The organism is Streptomyces sp. NRRL B-3229 (assembly GCF_000719505.1).
GTDB lineage: Bacteria > Actinomycetota > Actinomycetes > Streptomycetales > Streptomycetaceae > Streptomyces > Streptomyces griseorubiginosus.
Genome location: NZ_JOGP01000019.1, coordinates 48,857 through 64,420 on the forward strand (window position 1 = coordinate 48,857; position 15,564 = coordinate 64,420).

At 71.0% G+C, this 15,564-nt stretch carries 17 protein-coding genes and 1 pseudogene; 8 read left to right on the top strand and 10 right to left on the bottom strand.

What is annotated here, in order from left to right:
• Nucleotides 1-76: 76 nt before the first annotated feature.
• The 3 genes and pseudogenes from IF54_RS0127890 to IF54_RS0127900 all read left to right on the top strand — a co-directional run.
• A pseudogene (locus tag IF54_RS0127890) lies at nucleotides 77-1,129 on the top strand (aldose epimerase family protein); the annotation flags it as partial.
• Between the two features lie 175 nt (nucleotides 1,130-1,304).
• Nucleotides 1,305-3,008, top strand: a complete 1,704-nt coding sequence (locus tag IF54_RS0127895) for a pyridoxal phosphate-dependent aminotransferase (RefSeq protein ID WP_030323552.1) — start codon at nucleotides 1,305-1,307, stop codon at nucleotides 3,006-3,008.
• A 13-nt stretch (nucleotides 3,009-3,021) separates the two neighbouring features.
• Nucleotides 3,022-3,825 carry an alpha/beta fold hydrolase gene (locus IF54_RS0127900; protein ID WP_078852129.1) on the top strand — a complete coding sequence of 268 codons (804 nt, stop codon included), beginning with the start codon at nucleotides 3,022-3,024 and terminating at the stop codon, nucleotides 3,823-3,825.
• Between the two features lie 3 nt (nucleotides 3,826-3,828).
• On the opposite strand, the gene IF54_RS0127905 is transcribed toward IF54_RS0127900, so the two are convergent.
• The 6 genes from IF54_RS0127905 to IF54_RS0127930 form a co-directional block, all read right to left on the bottom strand.
• Entirely contained in the window at nucleotides 3,829-4,359 is a 531-nt protein-coding gene (locus IF54_RS0127905; RefSeq protein ID WP_030323555.1) for an SUKH-4 family immunity protein, read from the bottom strand.
• A 28-nt stretch (nucleotides 4,360-4,387) separates the two neighbouring features.
• Nucleotides 4,388-4,942 carry a hypothetical protein gene (locus IF54_RS0127910; RefSeq protein ID WP_234439070.1) on the bottom strand — a complete coding sequence of 185 codons (555 nt, stop codon included), beginning with the start codon at nucleotides 4,940-4,942 and terminating at the stop codon, nucleotides 4,388-4,390.
• The gene (locus tag IF54_RS0127915; protein ID WP_030323558.1) at nucleotides 4,935-5,744 is read right to left on the bottom strand and encodes a hypothetical protein; all 810 of its coding nucleotides are present in this window, start codon (nucleotides 5,742-5,744) and stop codon (nucleotides 4,935-4,937) included. The genes IF54_RS0127910 and IF54_RS0127915 overlap by 8 nt, the downstream gene beginning before the upstream one ends.
• Nucleotides 5,741-6,427 (bottom strand): hypothetical protein, encoded by a 687-nt coding sequence (locus IF54_RS0127920; RefSeq protein WP_030323559.1) that lies wholly within the window; start codon nucleotides 6,425-6,427, stop codon nucleotides 5,741-5,743. The genes IF54_RS0127915 and IF54_RS0127920 overlap by 4 nt, the downstream gene beginning before the upstream one ends.
• A 152-nt stretch (nucleotides 6,428-6,579) precedes the next feature.
• Entirely contained in the window at nucleotides 6,580-7,035 is a 456-nt protein-coding gene (locus IF54_RS0127925; protein WP_030323561.1) for a hypothetical protein, read from the bottom strand.
• Nucleotides 7,036-7,091: 56 nt separating this feature from the next.
• Complete coding sequence (locus IF54_RS0127930; RefSeq protein WP_030323563.1) at nucleotides 7,092-7,436, bottom strand: DUF1330 domain-containing protein; 345 nt, start codon at nucleotides 7,434-7,436, stop codon at nucleotides 7,092-7,094.
• A 212-nt stretch (nucleotides 7,437-7,648) separates the two neighbouring features.
• Between IF54_RS0127930 and IF54_RS0127935 the strand changes: the two genes are divergently transcribed.
• Nucleotides 7,649-8,134, top strand: coding sequence for a hypothetical protein (locus IF54_RS0127935; RefSeq protein WP_037820699.1), 486 nt, complete (start codon nucleotides 7,649-7,651; stop codon nucleotides 8,132-8,134).
• A gap of 41 nt (nucleotides 8,135-8,175) precedes the next feature.
• Here IF54_RS0127935 and IF54_RS0127940 read toward each other — a convergent pair whose 3' ends face one another.
• Nucleotides 8,176-8,646: an ATP-binding protein gene (locus IF54_RS0127940; protein WP_030323567.1), complete on the bottom strand. Its 471-nt coding sequence runs from the start codon at nucleotides 8,644-8,646 to the stop codon at nucleotides 8,176-8,178.
• Between the two features lie 170 nt (nucleotides 8,647-8,816).
• On the opposite strand from IF54_RS0127940, the gene IF54_RS0127945 reads away from it, so the two are divergent.
• Together IF54_RS0127945 and IF54_RS0127950 are read left to right on the top strand one after the other, a co-directional pair.
• On the top strand, nucleotides 8,817-9,602 hold the full coding sequence (locus tag IF54_RS0127945) for a helix-turn-helix domain-containing protein (RefSeq protein WP_234439071.1): 786 nt from the start codon (nucleotides 8,817-8,819) through the stop codon (nucleotides 9,600-9,602).
• On the top strand, nucleotides 9,599-9,799 hold the full coding sequence (locus IF54_RS0127950) for a DUF397 domain-containing protein (RefSeq protein ID WP_030323573.1): 201 nt from the start codon (nucleotides 9,599-9,601) through the stop codon (nucleotides 9,797-9,799). Before IF54_RS0127945 ends, IF54_RS0127950 begins: the two co-directional genes overlap by 4 nt.
• 27 nt (nucleotides 9,800-9,826) lie before the next feature.
• Here the strand turns inward: IF54_RS0127950 and IF54_RS0127955 are convergent, their stop codons facing one another.
• Complete coding sequence (locus IF54_RS0127955) at nucleotides 9,827-10,123, bottom strand: hypothetical protein (protein WP_030323576.1); 297 nt, start codon at nucleotides 10,121-10,123, stop codon at nucleotides 9,827-9,829.
• 146 nt (nucleotides 10,124-10,269) lie between these two features.
• Between IF54_RS0127955 and IF54_RS0127960 the strand changes: the two genes are divergently transcribed.
• On the top strand, nucleotides 10,270-11,049 hold the full coding sequence (locus IF54_RS0127960) for an intradiol ring-cleavage dioxygenase (RefSeq protein ID WP_030323578.1): 780 nt from the start codon (nucleotides 10,270-10,272) through the stop codon (nucleotides 11,047-11,049).
• Nucleotides 11,050-11,111: 62 nt separating this feature from the next.
• Here IF54_RS0127960 and IF54_RS0127965 read toward each other — a convergent pair whose 3' ends face one another.
• Together IF54_RS0127965 and IF54_RS0127970 are read right to left on the bottom strand one after the other, a co-directional pair.
• Nucleotides 11,112-11,762 carry a DUF4360 domain-containing protein gene (locus IF54_RS0127965; protein ID WP_030323580.1) on the bottom strand — a complete coding sequence of 217 codons (651 nt, stop codon included), beginning with the start codon at nucleotides 11,760-11,762 and terminating at the stop codon, nucleotides 11,112-11,114.
• A 193-nt stretch (nucleotides 11,763-11,955) separates the two neighbouring features.
• Nucleotides 11,956-12,414, bottom strand: a complete 459-nt coding sequence (locus IF54_RS0127970) for an RrF2 family transcriptional regulator (protein WP_028809423.1) — start codon at nucleotides 12,412-12,414, stop codon at nucleotides 11,956-11,958.
• Nucleotides 12,415-12,534: 120 nt separating this feature from the next.
• Between IF54_RS0127970 and IF54_RS0127975 the strand changes: the two genes are divergently transcribed.
• Entirely contained in the window at nucleotides 12,535-15,531 is a 2,997-nt protein-coding gene (locus IF54_RS0127975; RefSeq protein ID WP_030323582.1) for a beta-galactosidase, read from the top strand.
• Nucleotides 15,532-15,564: the final 33 nt, after the last annotated feature.

Below are 15,564 nucleotides of genomic sequence, written 5' to 3' on the forward strand. Positions count from 1 at the left end.
CCGAACGACCCGATCGGATCGGGCCCCGCCGCGAGGCGGGGCCCTTCCCATGAGGGCCCTTCCCCTGAGGAGAGGAAAGCCGGTGAAGACGCTCTTCGGCGAGCTCGCCGACGGCACCGAGATCCACAGCTGGTCGCTGGAGAACGGCGGCACCCGCCTCGAAGTCCTGTCGTACGGCGGGATCGTGCGATCTCTGGAGATCCCCGACCGGCACGGCCGGTACGCCAATGTCTGTGCGGGCCTCGCCCGGATCGAGGACTACGCCGCCTCCAGCCCGTACTTCGGCGCGCTGATCGGGCGGTACGGCAACCGGATCGGCAAGGGCCGGTTCACCCTGGACGGCGAGAGCCACCAACTCTCCGTCGACGACGGCGAGAACAGCCTGCACGGCGGTGCCGAGGGCTTCGACCGGCGGGTGTGGGACGTCGAGCCGTTCACCAAGGGCTCGGACGTCGGCCTGCACCTGTCCTACACCTCGGCCGACGGCGAGATGGGCTACCCGGGCACACTCACGGCGACGGTGACCTACACCCTCACCGAGCGCGGCGACTGGCGCATCGACTACGAGGCCCGCACCGACAGGGCCACCGTCGTCAACCTCACCAGCCACGTCTACTGGAACCTCGCGGGCGAGGGCAGCGGCACGATCGCGGACCACGAGCTCGCGATCGCCGCCTCCCGCTGGACGCCCACCGACCCGGGGCTGATCCCGACCGGTGAACTGGCGCCGGTCGACGGCACCCCCTTCGACTTCCGCGAGACCAAGCCGATCGGCCGGGATCTGCGCACCGGACACCCCCAGTTGCTCGCCGCCAAGGGCTACGACCACAACTGGGCGCTGGACAAAGGGATCACCGCCGAGCCCGAGCACGTCGCGACCCTGCGCGACCCGGCGTCCGGCCGCACCCTGAAGATCGCCACCACCGAGCCCGGGCTCCAGTTCTACTCGGGCAACTTCCTCGACGGCACCCTGGTCGGCCCCTCCGGCCGCACCTACCGTCAGGGCGACGCCCTGTGCCTGGAGACGCAGCACTTCCCGGACTCGCCGAACCAGCCGTCGTTCCCGTCCACGGTGCTGCGGCCGGGCCAGGAGTACCGGAGCACGACGATCCACGCATTCGGTGCCTGACCTGCCCTGATGAGGTAATCGGGCCCGTGGTTCCCGAACTCACACTTCTTTCACACCCGTTGAACGGCGCCACGCAGGCATCCGTATGTAGGGGCGGCCCGTGCTCCCCCGCGCGGGCCACCCAATGACGACGGGCCCGGACGTCCCCGCCGGACCCGCCCCATACGGAGGTTCCATGGCCGACAACGTCACCTCGTTGTTCCGCAGCTCTGCCGCGCACAGCCCGTCGATGGCGGCGCTGACGCGCGAGGGCGGGGACGGGGTAGGGCCGGTGGACTTCTGTATCCCCTGCAATCCCTACTTTCCCACTCCGGCGATGATGGACACCATGGCCGCGCGGCTGAAGGACATCATCACCTACTACCCGAGCAGCGCCGACACGATCACCGCCGAGCTGTGCAACCTGCTCCAACTGCCGCCGCAGGCCGTGGCGATGGGCAACGGCTCGACCGAACTGATCACCTGGATCGACCATCTGCTGGTCCGTGAGTCGCTCGCCGTTCCGGTCCCCACCTTCGGCCGCTGGACCGACCAGCCGATGGAGACCGGCAAGCGGGTCGACATGTTCCCGCTCCAGGAGTCCAGCGGATTCGCCCTGGACCTCGCGCAGTACGCCGATTTCATACGGACCCGGGGGACACGGGTCGCGGTCATCTGCAACCCCAACAACCCCGACGGCGGCTTCCTCCACAAGCACGCGCTCGTGCAGTTCATGGACGCGATGGCCGACCTGGACCTCATCGTCATCGACGAGTCGTTCCTGGAGTTCGCGGACGCCGAGCAGGAGCCGAGCGTCGTCCAGGAGGCGATGGTCCGGCCGAACGTCATCGTGCTGCGCAGCCTCGGCAAGAACTTCGGCCTGCACGGCATCCGCTTCGGCTACATGGTCGCCAACCCCTCCCTCGCGGGCCGGGTCCGCTCGATGCTGCCGAAGTGGAACCTCAACGCCTTCGCCGAGTACGTGGTGTTCATGCTCAAGGAGCACGGCGCCGAGTACGCGCAGAGCCTGCACCAGGTCCGCCGGGACCGTCTCGACATGGCGAGCCAGCTGGCCGCGCTGCCCGGCCTGACCGTCTACCCCTCGCAGGGCAACTTCCTCTTCGTGCGCCTGCCGGTCGGCGCCGAGGGGACCGTGGTGCGGGACCGGATGCTCAGCGAGCACCGCATCCTCGTCCGCGAGTGCGGCAACAAGATCGGTTCTTCCAGTCGCTTCCTGCGGCTCGTGGTGCGCCCCCAGGTGGACGTGCGTCGCCTGGTGTCCGGCCTGGAACAGGTGCTCTACGGGACCAGGAGGGGAGCCGCCGTGCCCGAGCTCGCTCAAGGGACCAGCTACAGCTCGGGTACGGCGGCAGTGGACCGGCTGGTCGGACAGACCAACGGAGCCGGAATGCAGGGTCTGGCGGCGATGGCCGTCGGTGGCGGCTCGGTGGGGGGCGGCATGCCGATGCCGGTCGCGCAGCCGGTGCCGGTCGCGGTGGCCGCGGCCCCGTCGATGGGGGCGCAGTCGATGGGGGCGCAGTCCATGGGCGCGGGGATGCCCGCACCGGCCCAGATGCCGACGCCCGCCCAGATGCCGACGCCCGCCCAGATGCCGGCACCGGCACCGATGCCGACCCCGGTTCCTGCCCCTACCCCTGTCCCCGCTCCCATGCCGATACCGGCGCCCGCCCCGCCCGCTCCGGCACCGATGCCCTTCGGCGCGCCGGTCGGACCGACGCCGCCCGGGGTACCGGCCCGCGGCGGCCTCACCGCGGCCCAGGTGCGGGGCATGACGGCCCCGGCGCCCACCGGCCCGGAGGAACTGTCGACCGCGCCCGCCACCGGCTGGCCCAACGCGCAGAGCTGGCCGAACGCGGCGGGGATGGGGCAGGTCGGCTGACCGGCCTCCGGGGGTGACCGGTGTGCACGTGACGGTGTGGGACGACCGGGGCGGTGGCGGGGCGGAGACCCCGGCGCTCTTCGTCCACAACATCTTCACCTGGGGGGACGACCCCGAGTACGGCTTCGCCGGGCAGCGGCCCCTCGCGGCCGGTCGGCGGCTGCTCCTGATGGACCGCCGGGGGTACGGCGACAGCCCGGACACCGCGCGCGGTGACTTCGAGGTGGACGCCGGGGACGTCGTGGGGCTGCTCGGCACCGGCGCGCATCTCGTCGGGCACGGCAACGGGGGTGTCGTCGCGCTCCTCGCCGCCGCGCACCGCCCCGACCTGGTCCGTTCCCTCGCCCTGATCCAGCCCTCGGCCTTCACCGCGGCCGCGGACCGTCCGCTGGTCGCGGCGCTCCTCGACCGGGTGCGAGGCCTCGCACCGACGGTCACGCACGACGTCACCACGGAGCGGTTCCTGCGGGAGTCCACGGAGAGCGTCGGACTGCCGGTGCCCGAGCCCACTCCGCGCCGGCTGCGTGCCGTCGCCACCTCGATGCGGGAGCGGCCGGTCTGGGAGGCCGAGATCCCGCTGGAGGCGATCCGGGGCGCGAGCGTGCCCGTGCTGGTCGTCTGCGGGACCTGGGAGGACGCCCCGGCGGCGTACCGCGAGCACGTGGGGCTGCCCCTCATCGAGGTGGCGGAGTCGCTCAGGGACTCCCTCGACGCCCGCCTCGTGCGGATGCCCGGGTACTACCCGCACACCCAGCGGCCCGCCGACGTCAACGCCGTGCTGCGGGAGTTCTGGGGCAGCGTGACCGGGGTGTCGTAGGGCTCAGCCGACCTGCTCGAAGACCATCGACCACCAGCTGTCCGGCTGGGCGAAGGCGTACGGGTCGCGGGCCTTGAGGTACTCGACGAGTTTGTCCGTGTAGGGGGCGCGGTCCTGGACAGCCGCCCGCTCCAGGTGCTTCGTGCGCAGGGCGAAGCGGTACAGGAACTCGACGAGGTCGGCGAGGGTGCGGTTGGCGATCTCGGCGCTCGGCTCCTCGTCGAAGGAGAGCAGGATGACGTAACCGCGGTCCAGGTCGAGGCAGTAGCGCATCTCGGGGTCGTCGGTGGGACCGCCCAGGACGAGGATGTGGGTCTCCTCGCCGCCCGCGGCGACCGGCACCACCGTGAAGGGGTCGGGGCCCTCGTCGGCGGTGTCGAGGGTGAACAGCACGTCGACGAACTTCGGCAGACCGACCTCGCACAGCACCTCGGCGTCGGCCTCGGACAGCCCGTGCTCCTCGGCGACGGCACGGTCCAGCGTGACCACGCGGTCCGCGCCGAACAGCTCCGTCATCTCGTCATGGGTGGCCATGCGTCCCCTTCTCCCCTTCCGTCCCGCGTCAGCCGCTGAGGCCGGCGCGTCGCAGCAGCTTCAGCCAGTCGTCGTACTCCACCAGCTCGTCGTCGACCAGGGCGAGCCGTTGGTACTCGGCGGGATCGGCCAGCCGGTCGAGGAAGAACTCCTCGATCCCGGACGCCAGCCGCTCGAAGCGCTCCGCGTCCACCCAGTCGGGGCCCGCCTCCGGGGCACCGAGGACCCCGCCGTCCGCGCGGTCGAGGAAGACCGGGGCCTCCTGGATCATGCCGACGCAGTAGAGCTTCTCCGGGGACAGCGGCAGCGGCGAGTCGACCACGGGCTCGCAGTAGAACTGGTGCTCCTCGGCCTCCTCCAGGCCGAAGAGCTGCACCGACGGACCGCAGCTCACGCCGTCCACCACCCGGCAGAAGTCCAGGTAGGCGCGCGGCACCCCGTCCGCCGCCGCGTCGGCCGCGCCGGCCTCGTCGAGCGTCCCGCCGAGCGTGGCCGCGAGCAGGTCCGTGCTGCCCGCCAGCGCCGTCCGCAGCGCGTCCACCGTCTCGGTCAGACGGGACGGTCCCGGGCTCCCGCTAGTCATCTGGCCACCACTTGATGTCGATGTTGATCGGATTGCCGTCCGGCAGATCCTTGATCTGCGGACGTATCTGCTGTGTGCCGATGTCGAAGTTCGTCGTCCGGTCGAGCATCCGCAGGTTACGCCACGCGTCCGGGCCGCCGGTCTGGAGCTCGTTGACGTGGTCGGGCTGCATTTTACGGGCGGCCACCGCGGCCTCTTCGGCGAAGTCGGGGTCGTCCTTGTGGTTCCTGCGGATCAGGGCCTCCAGCGCGCCCTTGTAGTCCGAGGTGATCTTCTTGTCCCGGTAGTCCTCGGTCCTGCCCTTGAACTTGAAGAGCTTGCCCTCCTCACCGAGCCGCTGAAGGGCCCGCGCCTTGCGCTCGAAGGCCGGCTTGGGCATGCCGGGCTTCCACTCCAGGGTGACGGTGTGCGGGTCCTTGGTGGTGTCCGGGCGGTCCTTGCCGATGCCGCCGCCGTCCCGGACGGCGTCCTGGTCACGGGAGCGCTTGACGATGCTCTGGAGCATCGTCTCGATGTTCTTGTCGTTGCGCGCGTGGTTGTCGCCCATGGCGCGCACACCCTTGGACACGTCCTGGAGGTGCTTGTGGAGCTGGTCCTCGGCCTCCTCGATGGCCCTGAGGATCTTCTCCGCGCCGGTCTCGACGGCCGCGGCGAGCGCGCCCTTGCCGCGGGTGCGGTTCAACCCGGCCCGGCTGCGGCGCAGATGGGGACGGGCGCCGGACTCGTGCTCGTCGGCCTGGGAGGTGATCCGGTCGGCGAGCCGGTCGTGGAGGTCCTTGTCGCTGCGTACGGTGTCGCTCACGCGGCGCCGCCCTTCTGGGTGAAGGTCCCCGTGGTGCCGTCGAGCCCTTCCTGCAATCCCTCGGTGCCCGCGCGCAGGGTCTTGCCGGGGCTGTAACCGTCCTGGAGGCCCACGGCGTTGGCGCCGAGCTGGAGGACTAGGTCAGTGGCCATGTTGCCGAGCGCGGAGTAGACGGGGCCCATGGCGACGGACATCAGCTCCTCCACCAGCATGTGCTCCGCCTCCTTCAGCAGCCGCCGCACGATGAGCCGGGTGGCCTGCGTGGCGCCGAGCGCGCCGACCTCGGAGAGACCGAGGGTGAAGGGCGCGGCGGCCTGGGCGGCGATGATCTCGGCGGCGAGGATGCCGAGTTGGACGATGGCGGCCACCTTGGCCCCGGCCACGGCGACGGCGGCCCCGTCGAGGGCCATGGCCCCGAGGTCGGCGGCCTCGCCGAGACGTGCCAGGTGTACGTCGCTGACCTTGCCCCAGTGCTGCTGGAAGGCGGCGGTCGCGATGCCCTCGTTGCCCTCCAGGAACTCGTTGACGACGCTCGCCGTGGCGTCCTTGCCCGCCCGCATCTGCGAGGCGAACGACCGCAGGCCGTCGGCCATGTCGCGGTAGTCGTCCTCGTCGACGTTGGGCCACTCGACACCGATGAGATCCAGCACCCAGGCCGCCTCGTCGGGCAGCACGACCCCCATGCGCGTTCCCCCTTTGTCTTGGCAGGACCATTTCAGGTCACGCTGACGACGGCCGAACTGTACTACGGGGACACGGATTTGCTGCGGTGACGGGTGGGAGAGGGGTTGTCGATGCGGGCGGAGATGTCAAGTGCCCCTGGAGGATCGCCGGTTCAGCGAGGACCGAAGCGGTTGCCGGGCCGGATGCCGCCGAGTTGGTCCGGGCCGCGGAGACCACCCGGACCGCCCGGCGCGCCGGGCCGTTCCGCGCTCCGCCGGTCCTGCGGCGCCCCTTCCGGATCCTTCTCCTCACGTTCCTGCTCCGCGTCGCGAGCCCGCTGCCACTCCCCGAAGCGGGCGCCGGCCTCCCGGGCCTCGGCGTCGGAGCGCAGCTCCCCGGCCCGCCGGACCTTGTCGGCGCCGGAGAACAGGGCGGCGGTGTACTCCGGGTCGGTGAAGGCCTGTTCGGCGGAGAGCCTGCCGCGCAGCACCCCGTTCGCCATCTCCCGCAGCTTCGGATCGGGCCCGGTGCTCAGGGTGCGCAGCGCTCGGAGCAGGCTGCGGGCCCGCTCCTCGTCCTTCGCGACACCGAGCAACTCCCCCTGATCCACCTCGCGTCCGTCCGCCACCCGAACCTCCCCCTTCCGCACGCCGGCCGCCCCAGTATCCAACAGCCCCACGTCCGTTACGAGGAGAGGGCGTCCCGCATGGCCTTCGCGGTGAGCGTCGGGTCGTAACCCTCGGGAACGCCCTCGACGAGGATGATGTCGCCCTGGATGTGGCGCGAACGCAGCGGCGCGATCTCCTGATACGCGGCGGACTCCCACCAGGCCCGCGCCTCACCGATCCCGGGGAACCCGATCACCACGACGTGCCCGGGCCACTCCCCCTCCCGCACCTCGTGCCGGCTCCCGTGCACGAGAAAGCGTCCACCGTACGGCTCGAAGGTCCCGCTGATGCGCTCGATGTACTCGGCGACCTCGGGGTGCGGGGTGGCTTCGCGGAGGTGGGCGATGGCGTAGGCGGTCATGGTGTCCTCCCTCGTGGACCGGCTGGCTACGGGGACGAGCCTGGCACGGGGGTACGGCGGGGGCGATTACCGCGGAGGTAAGGGGGTGCGAGGTGAGCCCCGGAGCAGGGACGGAACCGGCCATCGACGAGCGGGCCGCCTTGATCGCCCTGCCATACTGCCCGTCGCCCACCACTCTGGCGCGGATCCCGCCGCACCCCCTGGAGCCGTAGATGTGGTCCACGATCGTCGCCGTCCTCGGCACTCTCGCCGGTGTCGCCCTGGCGGGGTACGCCCAGCGGTCAGGAGACCGGCAGGCCCGGGAGCACGCACACCGCCAGGACGTGACGCACGCCGTCGCGCAACTGCTGGAGGCGATCGTCCGGCACCGTGAAGTGCACTGGCTGTCCGTCGAGTCCCGGCGCACCGGCGCCGCCGAGACAGCGGAGGACCGGACCGCCCTGGCGACCACGCGTAGCGCGGCCACGGTCGCCCGCGACCGGGTCGGACTCCTCGTCGACTCGGACCCGGCGCTGCTGACTGCCGCCGAGACCGCGTGGCGAACGGCCGTGAAACTGCCGGACCTCGTCCTGGGCCCGGTGACCGACGGCCGGTTCTCGCCCGAGGTGGAGGTGGCCCTGGAGACCGCCCGAGAGCAGTGCCGGGCCGCCCACACCGCGCTCCGGATCGCGGGCTCCGCCTACGTGCACGGCCGTTGAGCGTGCTCGTCGAAGCGCGAACCGGCGAACGGCCTTCCGCACTACGACCGCACAACCGGCGTGCGCACTGCACCGACCAGGCCCAGCCACCCCGTCACGTCCACCTCCGCCCGCACTGTCTTGCCCGGCGGCGGTTCCCGGTCGAGCACCTCCCACCGGTCGGCGAGCGCCTCCACGAGGACGAGACCACGACCGCCGTCGCCCAGGGGATCCGACGACCGTACGGCGGGCAGCGGTTCGGCCCGGGTGTCGGTGACCTCGATCCGCACGCTCCCCGTGACCAGGGAGAGCCGTAGCTCGAAGTCCCGCCCCGGAACCCGGCCGTGGGTCACCGCGTTCGCGGCCAGCTCGGCCACGATCACCGCGACCGCTTCGGCGACCGGGGTGTCGTACGGCAGCCCCCACGTGCGGAGTTGGTCCAGGGCGAGGTGACGGGCCAGGCGGGCGCCTCTCGGGGTCGCGCTGAGTCGCTGGGTGAACGTACGTACGGTCACCGGAGGTCGTGCAGTCATGGGGCCCAATCTGGCGCCTCCGAGGGCGACTTCTCCAGGTCGGCACCGCGTACGCTGCGGCAGCGTACGCGGTCACGGGCTGGACAGTACGCGTGACGGAACGTGACCATGGGTCCGGGAGGTGACCGACTGTGGTCGATGGTGGCGGTGAGCCGGAGTCCTCGGACAGCATGCGGACGTTCGGAGCGGTACTTCAAGCCCTGCGGGAGCATCAGGGGTTGAGCCGGGAGGAGTTCGGCGATCTGGTGCGGTTCTCCAAGCACACAGTGGCGTCGGTGGAGTTGGGCCGCCGGATGCCCGACTCGGTGCTCGTGGAGCGGGCGGAGGAGGTGCTGGGGAACACGGGTGCCTTGCGCAGGGCGTTCCCGAACCTGGCTCGACAACCGGGGCTGGCGGCCTGGTTCCGGCGGTGGGCGGGGCTGGAGCAGCTGGCGATCACCCTGTACACGTACGAATGCCATCTGATTCCAGGGCTGTTGCAGACCGAGACGTACGCGCGGACGTTGTTCACGAGCCAGCTGCCACCACCGGACGACGAACAGATCGAGGCTCAGTGGATTGCGAGGGCCGAACGCCAACGCCTGCTGCGGGAGCGGCCGAACACGGCTTTCGACTTCATCCTGGAGGAGCATCTGTTCCGACGACACACGGGCGGAGTCGAGGTCACACGAGAACTCATCGACCATGTGCTGGAGATGGCCGAGCTACGGAACGTCGAGATCCAGATCATGCCGACGAAGCAGGAGAACCACGCCGGGCTGGACGGGCCCATGCAGTTGCTGGAGACACCGGAGACCCAGTGGTTCGCCTACTGCGAGGGGCAGCGGGCCGGCCTGCTCCTCTCCGATCCCAAAGAGGTCAGCGTCCTCCAACGGCGATATGCCAGGATGCGTTCACAGGCTCTCACTCTCCCGGACTCGGTGAGCCTGTTGCAGCGGATGCGAGGGGACCTATGAGCAGCACCGAACTGGCCTGGTTCAAGTCGAGCTACAGCAGCGGCGGCGACGGCGACTGCGTAGAGGTCGCCCTCACCTCGCCCACCATCCACATCCGCGACTCCAAGAACCCGCAAGGCCCCCGCCTCACCACCTCCCGAACCCCGTGGACCGACTTCCTCGCCCACCTCACGGGTGACCCGGGCGCAGGAGCCTGACGGCGCCCGCGCCGGTTCACCCGGGCGTCACTTCTCCGGACCGAAGTCCGCCTCCAGTCGCTCCTTCCATCCCGAGTCCGCCAGTCCCGCCCCGACGAGGACGTCCCGCCAGTCCTCCTTGGCCAGCTGGACGGCGTCGAGCAGGCGGTCCACCCGGCCCTGGCCGCACAGCAGGGTCGCCGCGGCGATGCGCTCCTTGTCCTCCTGGTCACCCCGGTCGGTCAGGTGGTTGACCAGCTCGGTGAGGAGATCGCCCACCACCTCGCCCTCCCGGCCGGGAAAGTCCTCCGCGATGCGCCGTTCGACCCGCACGGTAAGCCCCATTTACCCTCCTTGTCGGCATACGCCCCGGTACGGTACCGCGCCCACGCCTCGCGACGGCGCAACCTGTCTCGCAAGAAACTTGACCGCCCCTCTTTTTGCCGAACTGACAGCTCATCAACAGCGAGCCCTCCTACGGTGCCGTGTTCATGACAGACACCCCCATGAACGAGACCCCGTCGAACGCGACCCCCGTCGCCCGCAGGACCGTCCTCGTCGCCACCGGCGCCACGGCCGCGGCCCTCGCCGTGGGCGCCGCCGTGCCCGACACCCGGACGTCCCCCCACACCACCCCCGTGGCCGCCGCCGCAGCCGTCTGCACCCTCACCAAGGAGCTGACCGAAGGCCCCTACTACCTCGACGGCCAGTACGTCCGCGCCGACATCACCGAGGGCAAGACCGGCTTCCCGCTCAAGCTCGCCCTCACCGTCGTCGACGACGACACCTGCGCCACCATCAGCAACGCCCTCGTCGAGATCTGGCACTGCGACGCGCTCGGCGAGTACTCGGGCTACGTCGGCAACAACGGCCACCAGGAGCCCGACGACGGCACCTTCCTGCGCGGCGGCGTCCTCACGAACGCCGGCGGCGTCGCCGCCCTCACCACGGTCTACCCGGGCTGGTACCGGGGCCGCTGCGTCCACATCCACGTGAAGGTGCACGTCGGGGTCACCCTCACCTCCGACGGCTCCTTCACCGGCGGCACCGAGCTCCACACCGGCCAGCTCTTCTTCGACGAGACGGTCACCGCGAGAGTCGGCGCGCTCTCGCCGTACTCGGCCAACACCGTCCCCCGCACCACCCTCGCCCAGGACTCGATCTACGACGACGGCGGCGCCGCGTCCGGCCTGCTGACCCTGACCGCGCTCGGCAGCTCCCCGTCCGCCGGCTACGCGGGCACGCTCACTCTCGGCGTCGAACGCGGCTGACGCGACACCACGGACGGTCCGCCACCCGTCACCTCCGGGCGGCGGACCGTCCCCTCAGAGCGTCACTTGCCGGGGCACTCCTTCCACGCCATGTGGTAGATCGTGCTGATGTCGCCGTCCGTCGAGTCCATCGTCATGAAGCTGACCTTGGACGGCGAGGAGGTGCCGGCGTTGACCCGGATCTCCGTGTTGATGTTGAAGTTGCGCTGGACCCCGCACGGCGCCCAGACCAGCTGGGCCCAGTCGGTGGTGTCGGTCGCCTGCCAGTTGTCGTTGAGGGCGCCCGAGAAGGGGTGGGTCTTGAAGACCGTCTGGGAGGAGCCCTGGAAGTAGTACGAGGCCCTCTGGACGGCGTTCGCCCCGGACTGGAGCGAGGCGAAGCCCCGGTAGTCCGCGCTGGCGATGGCGTACGTGAAGCCCGACGGGACGTGGACGATCAGGTTGAGCTGGCAGTTCTTGCGGAACGCGGTGGGGTCGGAGTTGCCGCCGACCTGGGCGAGGTAGTCGCTGTAGGTCACCGTGAACGCGGTGTTGTCCTCGGAGACCGCGACGGCCGCCGTGCCCGCGGGACAGCCGGAGCCGTTCACCGTGGCGATGTTGATGACGATCTTGTCCGGCGGCGGGTCGACGAACCCGCCGGACGGGTTGTGGGCGGGTATCGCCGCGGTGAGCAGGGCGGCGACGGCACCGCCCAGGAGCAGTCCACTGGCCATGGGGGGTCTCTCCTCTGCGCTGAAGGCGCTGATGGTTGAAGCATGGAGAACCTGTGTGGTTTCTGTGAAGCACCGCGGCGTGGGAATCGTAGGGAGCACGTCATGGGCATGCCAGAGCGAACTCCAGCCATTCCCACGATGGCTGAACTCACGTGTAAATGGCTGGAGTTGAGCGCAAGCCGATTGCTGTGCCCTACGGGTTCTCCCAGGCCGCCGGTTCCGCCGCGAGGCGCTGCACCGGCTCGGGCAGCGCGTCGCCCGCGATGTCGGCGATGGTGACGCCCTCCAGGATCTTGCGCACGTTGGCGCGCAGCGCGATCCACAGCGGGAGCAGCGGCTGGGCGGAGCCGGTGTACTCCAGACCGGTGGGGCGCTCGCCGCGCACCGACACGATCGGGCCGTCCACCGTACGGATGACATCCGCGACCGTGATGGCCGAGGCGTCCCGCGCGAGCCGGTAGCCGCCGCCCCCGCCCCGCCTGCTGTCGACGATCCCGCCCCGCCTCAGGTCGCCGAGGATCCCCTCCAGGAACTTGTGCGGAATGTCCTGGACAGCGGCGATGGACTCGGCCTTCACCGGCTCCGTGCCCTGCCGCACGGCAAGCTCCAGCACCGCCCGTACCGCGTAGTCCGCCCGCGCAGAGATCCTCATACGACAATTGTGCGTCGTCCGGCCATAGAGAATGGCCACACCACAATGGCCTCACCACTCACATCCCGGCGAACGGGCCGGGCACGGACACGAGGACAGGCACGACCAGGAGGCGCTCCCTTGGAGCTGAGCAGACGTACATTCAGCGCCCTCGCCGGCACCACGGCGCTCGGCTTCGCGCTGAGCGGCAGTGGTGGGGAGACCACCCGGGCCTACGCCTCCCACAGCGTGCCCACCGGGCCCGCGCCGGGCACGCCCGCCGCCGACCGGGCCCGGCACACGGTGGGCTTCGACGGGTACTCGCTGCTGGTCGACGGCCGCCGCCTGGTGCTGTGGTCGGGCGAGATGCACCCCTTCCGGCTGCCGAGCCCGTCGCTGTGGCGGGACGTCCTCCAGAAGATGCGCGCGCACGGCTTCAACGCGGTGAGCGTGTACGTGGCCTGGAACTACCACTCCCCCGGCCCCGGCCAGTACGACTTCACCGGTGTCCGCGACCTCGACCTGTTCCTGCGCACCGCCGCCGAGACCGGCCTGTACGTGATCCTGCGTCCGGGCCCGTACATCAACGCCGAGGTCGACGGCGGCGGCTTCCCCGGCTGGCTCACGGCGACCGCGGGCCGGGCCCGCACCTCCGACCCGACCTATCTGTCGTACGTCGACGAGTGGTTGAGCGCGGTGAACGCCATCGTCGCCCGGCACCTGTTCACCAAGGGCCGGGGCACCGTCCTGCTCTACCAGATCGAGAACGAGTACGACGCCTTCGTCGACGAGCCGCTCGGCCAGGACTACATGTCCCACCTCTACAAGAAGGTGCGCGCCGACGGCATCGACGTACCGCTGTTCCACAACGACAAGGGCCGGAACGGCTACTGGGCGCCCGGCTCCTTCAACACCGGTGGCGAGGAACACGGTTGGCTGTACGGCTTCGACGGCTACCCCGACCCCGGCGAAGTGCCGCCGGACTGGGGACACTTCGGGGAGGGCGGGCTCAAGGGCGGGGCGACGGCCAGTCCGCGCACGCCCGGGTTCATCCCGGAGTTCGGCGGGGGCTGGTTCGACTCCTGGGGCGGGGCCACCTTCGACGGCAAGGGGTACGCCGAGGCCCGGTACAGCCGGGACGCGGCCTACGAGCGGCGCTTCCAGCTGACCAACCTGGCCAACGGCATCACCGTGCACAACGTCTACATGACCTTCGGCGGCACCTCGTGGGGCTGGCTGCCCGCGCCGCAGGTCTACACGTCGTACGACTACGGGGCGGCGCTCGACGAGGCCCGCAGGCAGACACCGAAGCTCGCCCCGGCGCACCAGCTCGGCCATCTGCTGCGGACCGTGCCGGACTTCGCCAAGCTGGACCGGGCGGACCCGGTGCGGGCCGCCGACGAGCGGCTGAAGGTGTACCACCTGACCAACCCGGACACCGGCTCCCAGGTGTACGTGGTGCGCAACGACACGGACGCGCCGATCACCACGACCATCCCGGACGCCGGGATCGACGTGGCCTTCACCGTCGCCGCCCATGACGCCAGGCTGCTCACCGCCAACCTGCAACTGGGCGGCCGTACCCTCAAGTTCGCCACCGCGCAGCCGATGATGTGCCTCAAGGTCGGCCGGCTGGACGTGGCCGTGTTCACGGCCCCGCACGGCGAGATGGCGCAGGTGCTCCTGGAGTGCCCGGAGGAGCCGCTGGTCACCCGGGGCGACGCGGAACCCGCCTGGAACTACGACCTCGGCGTCCTCAGGATCACCACACCGATCGGCGTCGGCGGCCTCGCCCGGGTGCGGATCGAGGGCGGCGGCGGCACGGGCGGCGACACCCCGCTGCTGCTGATCTTCGCCGACGACCCGGGCGCGCTGCGGCTGTTCCCGTTCGACACCCCGACCGGCACGGTCCTGGTCTACGGCCCCTCGCTGCTGCGCGAGGCCCGGCTGGACGGCGTGACCGCCCAGCTGACCGGTGACACCGTCGAGGGCACGGGCCTGGAGGTGTGGGGGCCGCGCGGCCTCGGGCAGATCACCTGGAACGGTCGCCCGCTGCGCACCTCGATCACCCCCATGGGCAGCCTGCGGGCCGAGATGCCCGCAGCCCCGGGGCAGCTGCCCATCCCCGCCGTGGGCGAGGTGCGGCTGCCCGCGCTCGGCGGCTGGCGGCGCCGTACCGAGAACTTCGAGACGCTCCCGGACTACGACGACTCCGGCTGGACCCGGGCCGACCGCACCGGCTCGTACAGCATCACCCCGGTCCCGAGGGGCGGGCCGGTGCTGTTCGCCGACGACTACGGCTTCCACTACGGCGACGTCTGGTACCGGGCGCGGCTGACGGACGCGGCGGACCTGGAGTCGGTGTCGCTGACCTACAGCACGGGCACGCAGGGGCTGCTGATGGCGTGGCTGGACGGCAAGCCGCTGGGCACGCACCGGATGCCGGTGCCGGACAAGTCGACTCTCAGGAAGGGCAGTTGGACGGCCACGGCCACCTTCCAGACGCCACGGCCCACCGGGGAGTCGCCCCGCGTGCTGTCGGTCCTGGTCCGGCGCATGGCGCACGACATGGACGGCAGGTCGGCCGACTCCCACAAGGTGGCCCGGGGGTTGACGGGCGTCTCCTTCAAGGGCGGTGCCCCGAAGGCGCGTTGGCGCATCCAGGGCGAGACCGCGCCGGACCCGGTGCGCGGCCCGCTCAACAACGGCGGGCTGTACGGGGAGCGCAAGGGCTGGCACCTGCCGGGATTCGCCGAGGAGCACTGGGAGCCCGCCGAACTGCCGCGCGCCGACCGGCGCCAGGGGGTCACCTGGTACCGGACCACCTTCCGGCTCGCCGTGGACGCCGACATCGACGCCTCCGTCGGCCTCGTCCTCGACGACGACCCCAAGCGCGCCTACCGCGTCCAGATCTTCCTCAACGGCTGGAACATGGGCCAGTACATCAACGACGTGGGCCCGCAGCACACCTTCGTCCTGCCTAACGGCATCCTGCGCACCCGGGGCACCAACACCCTTGCCCTGGCGGTCCTTTCGGACGGGACGACGGAGTCCGGGCCCGGCGACGTTCGGCTGAGACTGCTGGGGACGTCGGCCGGGGGCGTACCGGTCGCCCCGGTGCCGTCACCCGGCCGCTAGCCTGCCGTGCCCGGACCCGGGGGCCGACGCCCC

Coding starts and splice junctions, on each gene's coding strand:
- IF54_RS0127930 (WP_030323563.1), bottom strand. CDS start 7,436: ATGACCGCCTACGCCATCGCCCACCTCCGCGAAGCCACCCCGCACCCC.
- IF54_RS0127910 (WP_234439070.1), bottom strand. CDS start 4,942: ATGACTAGCGGGAGCCCGGGACCGTCCCGTCTGACCGAGACGGTGGAC.
- IF54_RS0127935 (WP_037820699.1), top strand. CDS start 7,649: ATGTGGTCCACGATCGTCGCCGTCCTCGGCACTCTCGCCGGTGTCGCC.
- IF54_RS0127965 (WP_030323580.1), bottom strand. CDS start 11,762: ATGGCCAGTGGACTGCTCCTGGGCGGTGCCGTCGCCGCCCTGCTCACC.
- IF54_RS0127920 (WP_030323559.1), bottom strand. CDS start 6,427: ATGGGGGTCGTGCTGCCCGACGAGGCGGCCTGGGTGCTGGATCTCATC.
- IF54_RS0127940 (WP_030323567.1), bottom strand. CDS start 8,646: ATGACTGCACGACCTCCGGTGACCGTACGTACGTTCACCCAGCGACTC.
- IF54_RS0127960 (WP_030323578.1), top strand. CDS start 10,270: ATGACAGACACCCCCATGAACGAGACCCCGTCGAACGCGACCCCCGTC.
- IF54_RS0127905 (WP_030323555.1), bottom strand. CDS start 4,359: ATGGCCACCCATGACGAGATGACGGAGCTGTTCGGCGCGGACCGCGTG.
- IF54_RS0127945 (WP_234439071.1), top strand. CDS start 8,817: ATGCGGACGTTCGGAGCGGTACTTCAAGCCCTGCGGGAGCATCAGGGG.
- IF54_RS0127950 (WP_030323573.1), top strand. CDS start 9,599: ATGAGCAGCACCGAACTGGCCTGGTTCAAGTCGAGCTACAGCAGCGGC.
- IF54_RS0127970 (WP_028809423.1), bottom strand. CDS start 12,414: ATGAGGATCTCTGCGCGGGCGGACTACGCGGTACGGGCGGTGCTGGAG.
- IF54_RS0127955 (WP_030323576.1), bottom strand. CDS start 10,123: ATGGGGCTTACCGTGCGGGTCGAACGGCGCATCGCGGAGGACTTTCCC.
- IF54_RS0127895 (WP_030323552.1), top strand. CDS start 1,305: ATGGCCGACAACGTCACCTCGTTGTTCCGCAGCTCTGCCGCGCACAGC.